Consider the following 15,672-nt stretch of genomic DNA (forward strand, 5'->3'; position numbering starts at 1 on the left):
GCTCCCTGCTCCCTGCTACGCTGATCAGGCCCGCGAGGCCGCGCGACGGCGCGGGCAGGGTGAGGTGCGATGAGCGACCAGCCGGGTTCGATGCCGACGGGAGAAGGGGCAGGAACGCCGCAATCTCCGCAGGGCGCGGGCGCGCCGCCGCCGGGGACACCGCCCGGGGCCCAGCCGCCGATACCGCCCGCTGCACCATACGTCGGCTACGGGCCGGGGCTGCAGGCGTGGTACAGCGGGCCATATCCGCCGCCCGGCGCCCGCGAGGGCACCTGGACGATGATCTGGCGGACGGGCGTCAAGTCCATCGTCGCCGCGGGCTGCTTCGGGGTGACGCTTTCGTTCGCGCTCTTCCTGCCGCTCATCATCCTCGCCGCGATCATCGCGGCAGCCTCGGATTCGGGCGGCGGCGAAGATGTCGTCTACGGCGATTCGGGCGCGAGCGGGAAGCTGCTCTCCATCCCGGTGACCGGCGTCATCCTCGGCGAAGAGCTGGAGCCGGCGGGCATCTTCGGCCTCCCGGGCGTCGTTTACGGTTACGAAATCCGGGAGAAGCTGAGGAAGGCTGCGGAGGACGACAGCATCGCCGGCGTCGTGCTCGAGCTGGAGACGCCGGGCGGGACGATCTTCGGGGCGCGGGCGATCGCGCAGGGCATCCAGGAGTACCGGGAGAAGACCGGCAAGCCGGTGGTGGCGTTCGTCGCCGGGCTGAGCGCCTCGGGCGGGCTGTACGCGATGGCGCCGGCCGACCTGATCATCGCGGACTACGGCAGCCTCGTCGGGAGCATCGGCGTGACGATGGGCGCAATCGAGTACTGGGACGGGCTGTTCGCGACGGAAGGCGGCCTCTTCGGCGGCGGCGTGACGACCCGCGACGGGATCGTCTTCCAGCCCATCACGGCCGGGCGGTCGAAGGACGTCGGGGCGCCCTACCGGCCGCTCACCGAGCAGGAGAAGCAGGAGCTGCAGCGGGGCGTCGACAACGAATACGCGGAGTTCGTGCGGCACGTGGCGGCGGCGCGGAACATCCCGGAGGCGACCATCCGGGACCGCATCGGCGCGATGGTGTACGACAACCAGACGGCGCAGGAGCTCGGGCTCATCGACGCGACAGCCGACCGCTACGAGGCGTACGAGCGGACGGCGGCGCTGGCGGGGCTGGAGGCCGGGAAGTTCCGGGTGGTGCGGGAATCGGGCGGCGGGTCGGTCTGGTCGGGGCTGCTCGGCAAGCTGGGCCTGGGCAGCTCGTCGAAGCCGCCGGTCCAGGCAGGCGGCCCGGTGCGGATCTGCTTCCCGGCGCACGCCATCCTCGCGTACTACGGCGACCCGGTGGCGCTCTGCGCGCAGGGGCGGTAGACGGGAGGCGGGAGGGACCGGGAAGCGGGAAGCGGGAGCTCGGACTGAGGGGGCGGGCCTCGCCGGCCCTCCGCGGGGACGGAGCCCCGCGACTACGGAGTTGGGAGCTGGGAGTTGGGAGCAGGGAGGGAGAATAACCTCCAACCTCCAACCTCCGACCTCCAACCTCCAACCTCCAACCTCCAACCTCCCAACCCCGAGCCTGCCGGCCACCGGACGGCCGACGGGGGCCGGCGGGAAACCGGCCCCCGTCGAACGAGGGGAAAGGCGCGGGGGGAAGGAGAACCGGATTACTTCTCCGGGGTGAACTTGACGGGCAGGTGCTTGATGCCGCCGATGAAGGTGGAGCGGAGGCGCTGCGCGGGCCCGGCGAGTTCGATGTCCGGGAAGCGGCGGAAGAGCTCCTGGAAGAGCACCTTCAGCTCGAGGCGGGCGAAGCCGGCGCCGAGGCAGAAGTGCTCACCGATGCCGAAGGCGAGGTGATCGTTCGGCGTCCGGGTGATGTCGAAAACGTCGGCGTTGGGGAAAACGTCCTCGTCGCGGTTGACGGAGGGATACCACATGACGACGCGCTCGCCGGCCTTGATGGGCTGGTGGCGGATGGCGGTGTCTTCCTTGGCGACGCGGGCCATGTGGGTGACGGGCGAGACCCAGCGGAGGATCTCTTCGACGGCGGAATCGATGAGCGACATGTCGTCGAGGAGCTTCTTCTTCTGGTCGGGGTGCTCGCAGAGGGCGAGGAGGCCGCCGGACATGGCGTTCCGGGTGGTTTCGTTGCCGGCGAGGATGAGGAGGAAGCAGAACCAGAGGATGTCCTCATCCGTGAGCTTCTCGCCGTCGACTTCGGAATCGACGAGGAGGGAGATGATGTCCTCGGTGCGGGCGGTCTTCCGCTGCATCAGGGCCTGGGCGTAGTAGCCGAACATCTGCATGGTGCCCATGTTGCCGGTGATGCGGGCGGCTTCGGGGGTGCCGCGCTGGTCTTCGGGCACGTCGGTCTGGTACTCGGGGTCGCCGGAGCCGAGGACCTTGTTCGTGAGGGCGAACATCAGGTCCCAGTCCTTCTCCGGGACGCCGAGCATCTGGCAGATGACGGCGAGCGGGATGTTGCAGGCCACATCGAGGACGAAGTCGGATTCGCCTTTCTTCGCGATGCGGTCGAGGAGGATGTTGGTGGTTTCGCGGATCTTGGGCTCCCACTGGGCGACGGCGCGGGGGGTGAAACCCTTGTTCACGAGGCGCCGCATCTTCACATGGCGCGGCGGGTCCATCGTGATGATCATCTTTCCGTTGCCCTGGGCGGCGAGGAGGGCGTCCTCTTCGCTGATGGGCTCGTATTCGGTGATGCCCTTTTCGGAGCTGAAGATCTCCGGGTGGCGGGAGACGAAGAGGACGTCTTCGTACTTGACGAGGTTCCAGTGGCCCTTCACCTCGTCGGTGGGCGGGGTCCAGGAGATCGGGTCCTCCTTGCGGAGGATTTTGAAGGCCTGGTGGGAGAGGCCGCTTTCGAAGAGGACCGGGTCGTTGAGGTCGATGTCGGCGAGGGTGAGGCTCTGCGCTTCGGTGGTCACGTACTGCTCCGCGGGTGCTGTCATGGCGCCGGGGTCCCTGGCCCGGCTGATTTACCGATCGGTCGATAAGGTACGCGAATCGGCCCGCCGGCGGGAAGACCGGCCGGCGGGATGATTCGGCCGGGGCTCACCGTTCGGGGGTGAACTGGACCGGCATGTGCTTGATGCCGTTGATGAAAGTGGAGCGGAGGCGCTCCGGCGGGCCGACGACTTCGATATCGGGGAAGCGGCGGAAGAGCTCTTCGAACATGACTTTGAGCTCTTTGCGGGCGAACCCGGCGCCGAGGCAGAAGTGTTCGCCGATGCCGAAGGCGAGATGGTCGTTCGGCGTGCGGCGGATATCGAAGCGGTACGGGTCCGGGAAGACGTCCTCGTCGCGGTTGGCGGAGGGATACCACATGAGGACGCGGTCGCCGGCGCGGATCTGCTTGCCGCGGAGTTCGACGTCCTCGGTGGCGGTGCGGGCCATGTGGTGGAGCGGCGAGGTCCAGCGGAGGATCTCCTCGATGGCGGTATCCATGAGGGAGGGATCCTCGATGAGGGCGCGCTTCTGGTCCGGGTGCTGGCAGAGGACCTGGAGGCCGCCGGAGATGGCGTTCCGGGTGGTTTCGTTGCCGGCGACGATGAGGAGGAAGCAGAACTGGAGGATGTCGCCCTCGGTGAGCTTTTCGCCGTCGACCTCGGCCTCGAGGAGGATGGTGGGGAGGTCGTTCTCGCGGGGGTTTTGGCGCCGGTCTTCGAGGACGCCGCGGAAGTACTCCAGCATGGTCTGGAGGCCCTTCATGGCGGTGAGGCGGGCGGCCTGGCCGGTGCCGCGCTCTTCCTCGGGGATGTCGGTCTGGTATTCGGGGTCGCCGGAGCCGAGGACCTTGTTCGTCAGCTCGAACATGAGGGGCCAGTCTTTCTGCTCGACGCCCATCATGCCGCAGATGACGGCGAGCGGGAGCTGGCTGGCGACCTCGAGGACGAAGTCGCATTCGCCTTTGTGGGCGATGCGGTCGAGGATTTCGTTGGTGACGCGCCGGATTTCGGGCTCCATGGCGTTGACGGCGCGCGGGGTGAAGCCCTTGTTGACGAGGCGGCGCATCTTCACGTGGCGGGGCGGGTCCATCGTGATGATGGAGGCGTTGCCGCCGGCGTTCTGCTGCTGCGCGGCGAAGTCGAGCTCGGCGAGCTTCTCGGGCTTGATGCCGGGGCCGGCGATGCCCTTGCTGGAGATGAAAATCTCGGGCCGGCGGGAGATGAAGAGGATGTCCTCGTACTTCGTGATCGACCAGAAGCCGTTGGAGACTTCGCCGGGCGGGTTCCAGTGGACCGGGTCGCGGTGGCGCAGGATGCGGAGGAGCTCGTGGAACTCTTCGCGCTGGAAGTGCTCAGGGTTGTTGAGGTTGATGTCCGAGGGTTCGATGGCTGGTGCGGTCACGGCACTCCTCCGGGGGCATGGCCCGGTCTATCCGGGATATCGATGGTGCGATGGTAGCTTACCGGTCGGGAAAAGTGAACGACCGTTTACGAAAGCTGGTCAGGGAATCAGCTCGATGGCCTGGCGGGGGCAAAGCCGGTAGGCGCGCTCGGCCTTCTCCTCGAGCTCTTTCGGCAGGTCGCCTTCGATGAGGACGATGGAGATATCGTCGTCGCCGAGCTTGAAGATCTCGGGCGCGGCCTTCTCGCACTTGCCGTGCCCTTCGCACATTTCAGCTTTGACGCGAACTTTCACGGGTGGTTCTCCAGGGCTGTGGGGTATCCGGCGGCCGGGGGCCGCCCGAGGGCGAAGCATAGCGGTTTACCGCACGGTAAGCCACCGGACGCGGCATCCGCCGGGAACTTTTTCGGCCCTGCCGGCGTCTTCATCGGCATGGGCAACATGCGACGTCTTCTTCCCCTGTTCCTCGTCCTCGTCCTCGGCGCGGCGGCCGCTGCCGCCTGCATCGAGGACACCGGCTCGACGGGTTCGCGGCCCGGCGACAGCTACCCGACGAAGGTGGTGGACGCCCCCATCGACGGGCTCGAGGTGCTGACGCGCGAGACGGCGCCGCCCTCGTACGCGGTGCGCATCGTGAGCGGGCTGCCGAGCGGCTGCGCGAAGTTCGAAGCCTGGGAGATCACCGGCCGGAGCGGCACCGATATCACCATCCGCGTGACGAACCGCGTGCCGGACAGCGACGACGTGGCGTGCACGATGATCTACGGCACGCACGAGTCGGTGGTCGACCTCGGCTCCGATTTCGCGAGCGGCACGACGTATGCGGTGGTCGTGAACGGCGAGTCCGTGAGCTTCACCACCCAGTAGCGCGGCCGGCGGCAGCCGGGCGACAGGCGATGTCGGCGCTCCCTGCGAGAATGCGCGGGTGAGCGCCGATTTCGCGATCGACGACTGGCTGCGGGAGGAAGGGCTCCTCGATGACGAGGGGCTGGCGCTCGCGCGCGCGGCGCTGGTGGCCGCGGGGCTGACGACCGGGAAGAAGCAGCGGATGGCCGTTGCGAAGCGGGAGCGGGCGCGGGAGGCGGCGTGGGCGGCGCTGGCGGGCTGGTGCGGCGCGGCCGCCTGCCGGGCGGCGGCCGATGCGACCGGGAAGACCGTGGTGCGGACGGTGCGGGAGCGGTGCGCCGGCTGCGGGGGCTCGAACGCGCTGCAGGCCGCGCGGGCGGCGGCAGCAGCCTGCCGGCGGGCGAACCTCCGCCGGGCGGTGGTGCTGGGCGGGAGCCCGGCGGCGCGGCAGGAGGCGCTCCGCCTCGCGCAGGCGGCGGGCGGCCCAGAGCTGGTCTTCGTGGACGGCGACAGCCGGGTGACGGAAGGCGACGCCCGCGCGGACAAGGCGCGGGCGGACGTGGTGCTGGCATGGGCAGGCACGCCGCTGCCCCACAAGGTGAGCGACCTCTACCGGCGGCGGGAGCCGGGCGACCCGCCGATCATCACCGTGCCGACGACGGGCGTGGGGCAGCTGTTCCGGGCGCTGGAGGAGCACGCGCGGAACCGCCGCCCGTAGCGCTGCAGGGCCGTACAATGCCGGCATGGCCGGGGACGCGCCGCTGGTGGGCATCATCATGGGCAGTTCGAGCGACTGGCCGACGATGCGGCTGGCGGTCGACGTGCTGGAGCGGTTCGGCGTCCCGTGCGAGGCGCGCGTGGTCTCGGCCCACCGCACGCCGGGGCTGGTGACGGAGTACGCCCAATCGGCGGCGGCGCGGGGCCTGAAGGTGATCATCGCCGGGGCCGGCGGCGCCGCCCACCTGCCGGGCATGACGGCCGCGCAAACGCCCCTGCCGGTCATCGGCGTGCCCATCCAGACGAAGGCGCTGCAGGGGCTCGATTCGCTCCTCTCAATCGTCCAGATGCCGCGCGGCACGCCGGTGGCCACGATGGCCATCGGCGAGGCGGGCGCGGTGAACGCGGCGCACCTCGCCGTGCGCATCCTCGCCGCGGAGGACCCGGCGCTCCGCGAGCGCGTGGCGGCGTTCATGGCGGAGGAGCGCGACCGGGTGCTGGGCGAACGGCTGGAATGACGGCGCTGCCGCCCGGTTCGCCCATCGGCATCATCGGCGGCGGCCAGCTCGGGCTGATGCTGGCCGAAGCGGCCCGCGAACTCGGCTACCGCACCGTCGTCCTGAACGATGCCGCCGACTGCCCCGCTGCCGCCGCCGCGGACGAGGTCGTCGCCGGGAGCTTCGACGACCCGGGCGTCGTCGAACGGTTCGCTGCGATGATCGCCGTCGCGACGGTCGAGACGGAGACCCTGCCGGCGGCGCTGCTGGAGGCCGTCGCGGCGCGCGTCGAACTGCGGCCGGCGGCCGGCATCGTGCTGACGACGCAGGACCGCGCGAAGCAGCGGGCGTTCACCGCCGGGCTCGGCATCGCCGTGCCGCCGCACCGGATCGTGACCAGCGCAGCGGAGGCGGAGGCGGCGGGACGGGAGCTCGCGCTGCCCGCCGTGGTGAAGCGGGCGACGGGCGGCTACGACGGCCGCGGGCAGGCGTGGGCAGCGACGCCGCGCGGCCTCGCCGACGCATGGGAGGCGCTCGGCGGCGGAACGTGCGTCATCGAGGAGCGGGTGAACTTCGCGGCGGAGTTCTCGGTCATCGTCTGCCGCGACGCCGAGGGGCGGCTGGCGTTCTTCGACCCCATCCGGAACGTGCACCGGGAGGGCATCCTGCGCGTGTCGAGCGCGCCGGCGGGCATCCCCGCGGCATCGGCGGCGCAGGCGCGCGCGTTCGCGCAGCGCTTCGCGGAAGGCGCCGGGCTGGTGGGCATCGCATGCCTCGAGTGCTACCTGCTGCCGGGCGGCGAGGTGCTGGTGAACGAAGTCGCGGCGCGGCCGCACAACTCGGGCCACCTGACCATCGAAGCGTGCGCGACGAGCCAGTTCGCCCAGCTCATCCGCATCGCGGCGGGGCTGCCGCCGGGCCCGACCGATCTGCGGGAGCCGGCGACGATGCTCAACCTCATCGGCGACATCGACGAGGCGGCGCTGGCGGCGCTGGCGGCGGCGCACCCGGGGCGCGTCTTCGTGCACCGGTACGGGAAGGCGCCGCGGCCCGGCCGGAAGCTCGGCCACGTCACGGTGCTCGGTTCAAACGCGGTGGAGCCGCCGCCGGCTCGCCCGGGCTGCGAAATCGGCTAGAATCCGCGCGCACATTTTTCGAACGCGGGGGACCAGGCCGGTGGAAGTACCGCTCCTGCTCAACGATTTCCTGCGCCGCGCGGCGAAGCTCTACCCGAACAAGGAAGCCATCGTCGACGGCGACCTGCGGATGACGTACCGGGACTACCAGGAGCGGTGCAACCAGCTCGGGCATGCGCTCCTCTCGCTCGGGGTCCGCAAAGGCGACCGGGTCTGCATCCTCAGCCCGAACAGCCACTACTTCCTCGAGAGCTACTACGGGGTGACGCAGATCGGCGCCATCCTCGTGCCGCTCAACTACCGGCTGGTGGCCGCCGACCACGAGTACATCATCAACCACGCCGGCGTGAAGGTGGTGCTCGTCGATTATGACTACACGCACGTGATCGATGACATCCGGCCGAACCTGAAAACGGTCGAGCACTTCATCGTGGCCGACCCGCGGACGCCGAAGCAGACGCCGGCCGGCTGGGTCGACTGGGATGCGCTGGTCGGGCAGCAGCCGAAAGGGCCGACGCCGCCGGTGGAGCAGGACGAAAACGACGTCACCTCCATCAATTACACCTCGGGGACGACCGCGCGGCCGAAGGGCGTGATGCTGACGCACCGGAACGTCTACATCAACGCCTACAACTTCATCGCCCACCTGCGCGTGCGGCACGAGGACCGGGAGCTGTGGACGCTGCCGATGTTCCATGCGAACGGCTGGGGCGGCCCCTTCGCCATCACCGCGATGGGGGCGACGCACGTCGTGCTGCGGGCCGTGGTGGGCGCCGACATCTTCCGGCTCATCCAGGACGAGAACATCACGTTCGCCTGCATGGCGCCCGCGGTGCTGAACACGATCCTGACCTTCCCCGACCGGGACAAGTACACGATCACGACGCGGCCGCGGTTCGTCGTCGCCGGCGCGCCGCCGCCGGCGGCGTTCATCGAGCGGCTGGAGAACGAGCTCGGCTGGGAGTTCATCCAGATCTACGGCCTGACGGAGACCTCGCCCATCCTCACCGTCAGCACGCCCGACTACCACAACCCGGACGGCCGGAACTACCAGCGCCGCGCCCGCGCGGGCGTCGAAGCGATCGGCGTCGAAATCCAGGTGCTCGACGACAGCGGCAACCCCGTGCCGAAGGACGACCGGACGATCGGCGAGGTGTGCGCGCGCTCGAACGTCGTGCTCAAGGGCTACTGGGAGCAGCCGGAGGAGACGAACAAGGCGATCTACGACGGCTATTTCCACACGGGCGACCTCGCCACGTGGGACGAATTCGGCAACATCAACATCGTCGACCGGAAGAAGGACGTCATCATCTCCGGCGGCGAGAACATCTCCTCGGCCGAGGTGGAGGACGCGCTCTACAAGCACCCGGCAGTGCTGGAGTGCGCGGTGGTCGGCGTGCCGAGCGAGAAGTGGGGCGAAACGCCGCGCGCGCTCGTCGTGCTCCGGCCGGGGATGACGGCGACGGAGGAGGAGATCATCGCCTTCTGCCGGGAGCACCTCGCGCACTTCAAGTGCCCGACAGGCGTGGACTTCGTGGAGAGCCTGCCGCGGACGGCGACGGGCAAGCTGCAGAAGTTCCTCATCCGGGAGCGGTACTGGGCGGGCAAAGAGCGGCGGGTGAACTGAGCCCGCCGCGCAGCGAAGGGATGAACCGGGGGCCGCGGCGGCGCGGCCCCCGCGCTTCTCGTGCGGTCAGCTGCCGGTGAAGCGGGGCGGGCGCTTTTCGAGGAACGCCTGCCGCTGCTCGCGGGCATCGTTTACCGCCCGGCGGCAGATGGCGATGGCGTGGATCTCCTCGCGCAGCTGAGCATCGAGGCCGTTCTCCCAGGAGCGCTGGACGACGCGGCGCGACATGATGGCGGCGATCGGCGGGTGGGCGGCGATCTGCCGGGCGGCGGCCTGCGCCTCTTCCAGCAGCCGGTCGTGGGGGACGAGCCGCTGCAACAGCCCCATGCGGAGCGCCTCCTCGGCCTCGACGGCGCGGCTGGTGAGGATGATGTCGAGCGCATTCCCCTGCCCGACGATGCGCGGGAGGAAGTAGCTCATCCCCGAATCGGGCGAGAGGTTCCGCTCGATGAAGACGGACTTGAAGCGGGCGTGCTCGCTACCGATGCGGATGTCGCACGCGAGCGCGAGGGAGAACCCGGCGCCGGCGGCGATGCCGTTGACGGCGGCGATGGTTGGCTTGTCGATGGACGCGACGGCCCGCGCCTGCCGGCCGACCCAGCTGTCCTCGTCGGTGAGCTGCTGCCAGGGCACCCGGCCGGGCTGCTCCGGGAGCGGGCCGGAGAGGTCGGCGCCGGAGCAGAAGCCGCGGCCGGCGCCGGTGATGATGACGGCGCGGACGCCGTCGTCGTGCTTCAGCTGGTGGCAGACCTCGAGCAGCTCCTGCTGGAGCGCCCGGTTGAGCGCATTCAGCTTTTCGGGGCGGTCGAGGGTGACGGTTGCGACCTCATCGGCGATGTCGAGGCGAAGGCAGGTGAACGGCACGGGCGGCCCTCCGGGGCGCAGGATGGTGCGGGGAGTGAAGCGGATTGCGCGGGGCTTGTCGAGCGGCGTATCGTGCCCGCGATGGACGCCGAGCCGCCGGCCGGGCCGATGCAGATCCTCATGATTTCCGACTTCGTCTGCCCGTGGTGCTACCTGGGGCTCGTCGAGATCGAGCGGGTGGAGCGGGAGTACGACGTCGAGGTGCGGCATGTGCCGTACCTGCTCGACCCGGCGACGCCGCCGGAAGGGAAGCCGCGGCGGCCGATGACGCGCCCGGGCGACCCGCCGACGGCGATGGAGCTGCGGGCCGAGGCGGCGGGCATCCGGTTCACGCGCGGGCGTGAGTGGACCTCGAATTCGGTGCTGGCGCACGAAGGCGCTGAGTTCGCGCACGAGGCGGGCCGGGCGCGGGAGTTTGCGCGGGAGATGTTCCGCGCCTACTTCACGGAGCTCGAGGACATCGGCAGGCTGGACGTGGTGGTGGAGGTTGGCGCGCGGGCCGGGCTGGACCCGGGCGCGCTGCGCGCGGCGCTCGAGGCGCACACCTACCGGCAGCGCGTGCTCGAGGCGATCGGCTGGACGCGGGAGGCGGGCGTCTCCGGCGTGCCGACGTTCGTCTTCGGCGACCGGTTCGCGATGTCCGGGGCGCAGGATGCGGCGGTCTTCGATGCGGTGATGGAGCGGCTCGGGGTGCCCCGGCGGGCCGGGTGAGGCCCGACTGACAACCCCCTGCGATTCCGCTACGCTCGACGCACACGGCGCGGTCCCCCGCGCCCGGGGAGGTTTGGCCGATGGCGATGCGCTACCGCTACTCGATGTGGGATGGGACGCAGGAGGTGCCGGCGCTCGACCCGGACCAGATCCTGGACAACATCACCGACGACCTGATGAATTTCGGGGACCTGCAGCATGCGCTGCGGAACCTGATGCAGCGCGGCATGCGGAACCCGATGGGGCAGCGGATGCAGGGGCTGCGGGACCTCCTCCAGCAGCTCCGGCAGCAGCGGCGGCAGCAGCTGGACCGCTTCAACCTCTCCTCGATTTTCGATGACCTGAAGCGGCAGCTGGACGAAATCCTCGACCTCGAGCGGAACACGCTGGAGCGGCGGCTGGAGGAGGCGGAGCGCGCCTCCGGCGAGCAGCAGCAGGGCGAGGCCGGCCAGCAGGGGCAGCAGCCGCCGCAGGGCCGGCAGGACGGCGAGCAGCAGCAGGGCGAGGCCGGCCAGCAGGGGCAGCAGCGGCCGGAGGGCCGGCAGCAGGCCGGCCAGCAGGGCGGCGCCGGGCAGCAGGGCGGCGCGGGGCAGGAGCACAGCCAGCCGACGCCGCCGCGCGAGTTCGCCGAGATGCTCCGGAACATCGCGAACCGCAAGAAAGAGTTCCTCGAGAACCTGCCGCAGGACGTGGCCGGGCAGGTGCGCCAGCTCCAGAACTACGAGTTCATGGACCCGGAGGCCCAGCAGAAGTTCAACGAGCTGCTCGAATCCCTGAAGAAGGCGATGCTCGACACCTTCTTCAAGGACCTGTACGACCAGATCGCGAACATGTCGCCCGAGGACCTGCAGCGGATGAAGGAGATGGTCCGCGACCTGAACCAGATGCTGCAGGACCGGATGGCCGGGCGGGAGCCGAACTTCGAGCAGTTCATGGAGAAGTACGGCGACCTCTTCGGCGACAACCCGCCGCAATCGCTCGACGACCTCATCCGGCAGATGCAGCACCAGATGGGGCAGATGCAGTCGCTCCTCGATTCGCTCCCGGGCGACCTGCGGCAGCAGCTGCAGGACCTCCTCTCCGACAAGGTGGGCGACCCGGAGCTGCAGCAGGCGCTGAACGAGCTGGCGCAAAACCTCGAGTACCTCTACCCGATGCGGGACCTGCGCAACCAGTACCCCTTCCGCGGCGACGAGGAGCTCGACCTGCAATCCGCCATGCGGCTGATGGACCAGATGCAGTCGATCGACGAGCTGGAGCGGCAGATCGAGCGGACGCAGTACGGCGGGGACATCGAGGACATCGACGCGGACAAGCTCGAAGAGCTGCTCGGGCCGGAGGCGCGGGAAACGCTGGAGCAGCTGAAGCAGTTCCTCGAAATCCTCGAAGAGGCCGGCTACATCCGGAAGAAGGGCAACCAGTGGGAGCTGACCCCGCGCGGCACCCGGAAAATCGGCCAGCGGGCGCTGGTGGAGATCTACCAGCAGCTGAAGGCCGACACCTTCGGCAAGCACGAGGTGCGCGAAACGGGGACCGGCGGCGAGCGGACGGATACGACGAAGCCGTACGAATTCGGCGACCCGTTCTACCTCGATATCCAGAAAACGATGATGAACTCGATGTACCGGGAGGGGCCGGGCACGCCGCTGCGGCTGAAGCCGGACGACTTCGAGGTGGCGCGGACGGAGCTGCTGACGCAGACGGCGACGGTGATCATGCTCGACCTGAGCTGGTCGATGGCGCTGCGCGGCTCCTTCCAGGCCGCCAAGAAGGTGGCGATGGCGCTGAACAACCTGATTTCATCGCAGTACCAGCGCGACAGCCTGTACATCATCGGCTTCAGCGCCTACGCGCGGGAGCTGAAGACGGAGGAGCTGCCGTACGTCCGCTGGGACGAATCAGTGCTGGGCACGAACATGCACCACGCGCTGATGATCGCGCAGCGGCTGCTCGCGAAGCACACGCAGGGCACGCGCCAGATCATCATGATCTCGGACGGCGAGCCGACGGCGCACCTGGAGCGGGGGCGCTCCTACTTCGCCTACCCGCCGAGCCCGATCACCATCCGGGAGACGCTGAAGGAGGTGAAGCGCTGCACGCAGAAGCGCATCACCATCAACACGTTCATGCTCGACCGGAACTACTACTTGAAGGAGTTCGTGAACCAGGTCGCCCGGATCAACAAGGGGCGGGTGTTCTACACGACGCCGGACAAGCTGGGCGAGTACATCCTGGTGGATTACGTGGCGCAGAAGCGGAAGCGGCTGGCCGGGATGGGCTGAGCCGCGGCGGCGCAGGGCGGTGAAACGCGGAAGGGGCCCGAGTTCGGGCCCCTTCGTTCGTCGGCAGGACGTGCGGGCAGCGGCAGGTGCGGCCGGCCTTTCAGCCGGCGGCGGCCTCTGCGTCGTCGAGCATCGACTGGGCCTCTTCGACGCTCTCGAGGCGGACGATGCCCTTGCGGATGGCGTAGCGGATGAGGTCGGTGCGGTTGCGGGCGTGGAGCTTCGCCATGATGTGGGCTTTGTGGGCCTCGACGGTCTTCACGGAGATGTAGAGCTCGTTGGCGATGCCCTGGTTGGTGTACCCCTCGGCGATGAGCTGGAGGACTTCGCGCTCGCGGCTGGTGAGGGTATCCATGCCGTTGCGCTGGTCGGAGCGCTTCGCCTGGTAGAGGACTTCGGCGAGGTCGAAGCCTTCGGAGAGGGCGCTGGAGAAGTAGCTGTTGCCTCGGTGGACGGTCTGGATGGCGAGGACGAGTTCGGAGACGTCGGACTTTTTGATGATGTAGCCGGAGGCGCCGGAGCGGATGGCGTCGAGCAGCTGGTCTTCATCGACGAAGCCGCTGAGCATGACGACGCGGGTGGAGGGGGCGATGCGGCGGATCTGGCGGGTGGCTTCGAGGCCGTTGAGGCCGGGCATGACGACGTCCATGAGGACGACGTCGGGCTGGAGGCGTTCGACGGCCTGGACGGCTTCGCGGCCGTTTTCGACGTCGGCGACGACTTCGAGTTCGGGCTGCGCCTCGAGGAGCATCCGGAGGGCCTGGCGGATGACGGCGTGGTCATCGACGAGGAGGATGCGGATGGGGGCTGCGGCGCGGGCCGGGCCGTTCGTCGGGCGGGCCGGGAAGGTCCGGGGCTGGGGGCGCAGTTGGTTCACAGGTCGAACTCCTCAGGTAGTCTCCGGCGGCGGCGGGGAGGTGCCGTGCCGTTGGGGTTGCCCGTGTGGGGAACCCGGCGACAGGGAGGAGTCTAGGGGCTGCCTCGCGGGGGCGTATTGGCGAAAACCCTGATCCTCGGCGGCGAACTCCCGGTGGTGAGGGGTGCCGCGCGGCGAGATCGGGGGAATCCCGCGGCCCCGCTGCGGGGGCCGCGGCCCGCATCAGATGGTGAAGAAGGCGCGCTCGGTGTGGCCGGGCTCGACGAGGAGGTGGATTTCGGAGCGGAGGGCCATGATGTGGGTGTCGTTGGCGGTGCGCTCGGCGGATTCTTCGGAATCGTAGATGGCGAGGCGGGCGATTTCGCCGCTGTCGTCGTGGGGGCGCATCAGGTAGTGGACCTGGCAGCCGGCGTGGGCTGCGGCGGCTTCATCGAGCTTGCGCAGGAGTTCTTCGCAGCGGGCTTCTTCGCCGCGGCGGGGCTTCATGATGGACAGGCGAATGTACGGCATGGGTGTGCTCTGCTACCTCCGGAGCGCGAATTCTAGGGCGCTGCCGTGCTGACGAAAAGGCGGGACCCCCGCAGCTGCGGGGGTCCCGGTTCCAGGGCGCTGGTTCGGCTGCGGGTCAGAGCCGGAGCTTGCCGTGCGAAGGCTGGCGGCGGCGCTGGCGCTGGGGCAGGGCCGCTTCTTCGGCGGCGAGGTCGACGGGCGGGCTGGTGAGCACCTCGTGGACGTAGCCGCACATGATGCAGCTGCCGTAGGTGCCGTGCCAGTCGCGCTCGACGATGATCGAGCCGCGGCACTTGGGGCAGGACTTCGGCGGTGCTTCCTGCAGAGCTGGCATGACGATTCCCTCCTCTTCCTTTCGATAAAGAGCCGTTATGGTGACCTTCGAGGACAGAAAAAAAGACCTCGAAACGAGCTACCTGCTCGCCAGGCCTTCCAGACTGCCGACGGGGTTAGCTGACGGGCTCGGGCGGAAGGCGCCCTGGCGGCCGGGTGGCCGCGTTCGCCCCGGGGTGATGGGTCCCCCGCTGCGCCGCTGTGGCGCACTAGGCAGGTGGTGCACTGAACCGAACGCGCATGCGAACGACGACGAACGCCGTTCACTCGGCGCAAGCTACCCAATGCGCCGGGGGCTGTCAATAGGTCTTTGCGCTTTTCGTCACAAATTTACCGGGTGGTCCGGGTGACGCCCTACGGCGCGCCGGGAGATTCGCGCAGCTCGCCTTCGAGGATGGCCATGAGGTGGAGGTCGTGCCAGCGGCCGAATTTCCACGCGGCCTGCCGCCGGGTGCCTTCGCGCTGGAAGCCGAGCCGCTCGTAGAGGCGGACGGCGCGCTCGTTTTCGGCGAAGACCCAGAGCTCGATGCGGTGGAGGTTCATCATCTCGAACCCGAACCGGCAGAGGGTCGCGACGGCGTCGGTGCCGTAGCCGCCGTGCCAGCGGGTGCGGTCGCCGATGGCGATGCCGAGTTCGGCGCAGCGGTCTTCGGGGCCCGACGTGCGGAGGTCGGCGCCGCCGATGAGCTGGCTGTCGAGGAGGGCCTCGATGGCGAAGCTGGCGTTCGCGTAGCCCGGCTGGCTGTGGGCGGCGAGGAATTCAGCCTCGGTGCGGTGGGAGACGGGGTAGCGGAGGCTGAGGTAGCGGGTGACCTCGGGGTCGTTGAACCAGCGGTGGAGCTGGTCGGCGTCGCGCGGCTCGCGGGCGCGGAGGCGGATGAGGCGGCCTTCGAAGGGACTCGGCGGAGCGGGCTCTTCCATG

16 protein-coding genes and 1 riboswitch are annotated in these 15,672 nt (G+C 69.4%); of the genes, 8 read left to right on the forward strand and 8 right to left on the reverse strand.

All coding sequences use genetic code 11. The features are described from left to right. Window positions 1-69 precede the first annotated feature (69 nt). Window positions 70-1,356, forward strand: a complete 1,287-nt coding sequence (locus tag O0235_RS04750; protein ID WP_270057390.1) for a S49 family peptidase — start codon at window positions 70-72, stop codon at window positions 1,354-1,356. Between the two features lie 290 nt (window positions 1,357-1,646). Here O0235_RS04750 and O0235_RS04755 read toward each other — a convergent pair whose 3' ends face one another. The 3 genes from O0235_RS04755 to O0235_RS04765 form a co-directional block, all read right to left on the reverse strand. After that, window positions 1,647-2,951, reverse strand: a complete 1,305-nt coding sequence (locus O0235_RS04755) for a cytochrome P450 (RefSeq protein WP_270057391.1) — start codon at window positions 2,949-2,951, stop codon at window positions 1,647-1,649. Window positions 2,952-3,054: 103 nt separating this feature from the next. After that, window positions 3,055-4,350, reverse strand: coding sequence for a cytochrome P450 (locus O0235_RS04760; RefSeq protein WP_270057392.1), 1,296 nt, complete (start codon window positions 4,348-4,350; stop codon window positions 3,055-3,057). A gap of 99 nt (window positions 4,351-4,449) precedes the next feature. Next, window positions 4,450-4,644 carry a ferredoxin gene (locus O0235_RS04765; RefSeq protein WP_270057393.1) on the reverse strand — a complete coding sequence of 65 codons (195 nt, stop codon included), beginning with the start codon at window positions 4,642-4,644 and terminating at the stop codon, window positions 4,450-4,452. Between the two features lie 147 nt (window positions 4,645-4,791). Between O0235_RS04765 and O0235_RS04770 the strand changes: the two genes are divergently transcribed. Genes O0235_RS04770 through O0235_RS04790 form a run of 5 tightly spaced genes read left to right on the forward strand, consistent with a single transcriptional unit; the run spans window position 4,792 to window position 9,173 of the window. Next, window positions 4,792-5,217, forward strand: a complete 426-nt coding sequence (locus O0235_RS04770; RefSeq protein WP_270057394.1) for a hypothetical protein — start codon at window positions 4,792-4,794, stop codon at window positions 5,215-5,217. Between the two features lie 58 nt (window positions 5,218-5,275). Beyond that, window positions 5,276-5,914: a hypothetical protein gene (locus O0235_RS04775; RefSeq protein ID WP_270057395.1), complete on the forward strand. Its 639-nt coding sequence runs from the start codon at window positions 5,276-5,278 to the stop codon at window positions 5,912-5,914. A 25-nt stretch (window positions 5,915-5,939) separates the two neighbouring features. Next, window positions 5,940-6,431 (forward strand): 5-(carboxyamino)imidazole ribonucleotide mutase, encoded by a 492-nt coding sequence (gene purE, locus O0235_RS04780; RefSeq protein WP_279348176.1) that lies wholly within the window; start codon window positions 5,940-5,942, stop codon window positions 6,429-6,431. Continuing rightward, window positions 6,428-7,546: a 5-(carboxyamino)imidazole ribonucleotide synthase gene (purK, locus tag O0235_RS04785; protein ID WP_270057396.1), complete on the forward strand. Its 1,119-nt coding sequence runs from the start codon at window positions 6,428-6,430 to the stop codon at window positions 7,544-7,546. The genes purE and purK overlap by 4 nt, the downstream gene beginning before the upstream one ends. A 40-nt stretch (window positions 7,547-7,586) precedes the next feature. Beyond that, window positions 7,587-9,173 carry a long-chain-fatty-acid--CoA ligase gene (locus O0235_RS04790; protein WP_270057397.1) on the forward strand — a complete coding sequence of 529 codons (1,587 nt, stop codon included), beginning with the start codon at window positions 7,587-7,589 and terminating at the stop codon, window positions 9,171-9,173. Between the two features lie 66 nt (window positions 9,174-9,239). Here the strand turns inward: O0235_RS04790 and O0235_RS04795 are convergent, their stop codons facing one another. Beyond that, window positions 9,240-10,037 carry an enoyl-CoA hydratase/isomerase family protein gene (locus tag O0235_RS04795; RefSeq protein ID WP_270057398.1) on the reverse strand — a complete coding sequence of 266 codons (798 nt, stop codon included), beginning with the start codon at window positions 10,035-10,037 and terminating at the stop codon, window positions 9,240-9,242. A gap of 81 nt (window positions 10,038-10,118) precedes the next feature. Between O0235_RS04795 and O0235_RS04800 the strand changes: the two genes are divergently transcribed. Both O0235_RS04800 and O0235_RS04805 read left to right on the forward strand, forming a co-directional pair. Beyond that, window positions 10,119-10,748 (forward strand): DsbA family oxidoreductase, encoded by a 630-nt coding sequence (locus tag O0235_RS04800; RefSeq protein WP_270057399.1) that lies wholly within the window; start codon window positions 10,119-10,121, stop codon window positions 10,746-10,748. Window positions 10,749-10,828: 80 nt separating this feature from the next. Continuing rightward, window positions 10,829-13,030 (forward strand): vWA domain-containing protein, encoded by a 2,202-nt coding sequence (locus O0235_RS04805; protein ID WP_270057400.1) that lies wholly within the window; start codon window positions 10,829-10,831, stop codon window positions 13,028-13,030. Window positions 13,031-13,130: 100 nt separating this feature from the next. Here the strand turns inward: O0235_RS04805 and O0235_RS04810 are convergent, their stop codons facing one another. From O0235_RS04810 to O0235_RS04825, 4 genes are all read right to left on the reverse strand, one after another. Then, a complete protein-coding gene (locus O0235_RS04810) occupies window positions 13,131-13,907 on the reverse strand; it encodes a response regulator (protein WP_270057401.1) in 777 nt (258 codons plus the stop codon). A 222-nt stretch (window positions 13,908-14,129) separates the two neighbouring features. Next, on the reverse strand, window positions 14,130-14,393 hold the full coding sequence (locus tag O0235_RS04815; RefSeq protein WP_270057402.1) for an antibiotic biosynthesis monooxygenase: 264 nt from the start codon (window positions 14,391-14,393) through the stop codon (window positions 14,130-14,132). A gap of 139 nt (window positions 14,394-14,532) precedes the next feature. Next, a complete protein-coding gene (locus tag O0235_RS04820; RefSeq protein ID WP_158066575.1) occupies window positions 14,533-14,751 on the reverse strand; it encodes a hypothetical protein in 219 nt (72 codons plus the stop codon). A gap of 89 nt (window positions 14,752-14,840) precedes the next feature. Further along, window positions 14,841-14,976, reverse strand: a riboswitch (cyclic di-AMP (ydaO/yuaA leader). A gap of 128 nt (window positions 14,977-15,104) precedes the next feature. Then, window positions 15,105-15,671 (reverse strand): GNAT family N-acetyltransferase, encoded by a 567-nt coding sequence (locus tag O0235_RS04825; RefSeq protein ID WP_270057403.1) that lies wholly within the window; start codon window positions 15,669-15,671, stop codon window positions 15,105-15,107. Window position 15,672 lies beyond the last annotated feature (1 nt).

It is taken from the genome of Tepidiforma flava (genome assembly GCF_027594505.1).
Lineage (GTDB): Bacteria > Chloroflexota > Dehalococcoidia > Tepidiformales > Tepidiformaceae > Tepidiforma > Tepidiforma flava.

Bases quoted from the DNA above. Each gene is read 5' to 3' on its own strand.
- O0235_RS04750 (WP_270057390.1), top strand. From the start codon at position 70: ATGAGCGACCAGCCGGGTTCGATGCCGACGGGAGAAGGGGCAGGAACG.
- O0235_RS04755 (WP_270057391.1), bottom strand. From the start codon at position 2,951: ATGACAGCACCCGCGGAGCAGTACGTGACCACCGAAGCGCAGAGCCTC.
- O0235_RS04770 (WP_270057394.1), top strand. From the start codon at position 4,792: ATGCGACGTCTTCTTCCCCTGTTCCTCGTCCTCGTCCTCGGCGCGGCG.
- purE (WP_279348176.1), top strand. From the start codon at position 5,940: ATGGCCGGGGACGCGCCGCTGGTGGGCATCATCATGGGCAGTTCGAGC.
- purK (WP_270057396.1), top strand. From the start codon at position 6,428: ATGACGGCGCTGCCGCCCGGTTCGCCCATCGGCATCATCGGCGGCGGC.
- O0235_RS04800 (WP_270057399.1), top strand. From the start codon at position 10,119: ATGGACGCCGAGCCGCCGGCCGGGCCGATGCAGATCCTCATGATTTCC.
- O0235_RS04805 (WP_270057400.1), top strand. From the start codon at position 10,829: ATGGCGATGCGCTACCGCTACTCGATGTGGGATGGGACGCAGGAGGTG.
- O0235_RS04815 (WP_270057402.1), bottom strand. From the start codon at position 14,393: ATGAAGCCCCGCCGCGGCGAAGAAGCCCGCTGCGAAGAACTCCTGCGC.
- O0235_RS04820 (WP_158066575.1), bottom strand. From the start codon at position 14,751: ATGCCAGCTCTGCAGGAAGCACCGCCGAAGTCCTGCCCCAAGTGCCGC.
- O0235_RS04825 (WP_270057403.1), bottom strand. From the start codon at position 15,671: ATGGAAGAGCCCGCTCCGCCGAGTCCCTTCGAAGGCCGCCTCATCCGC.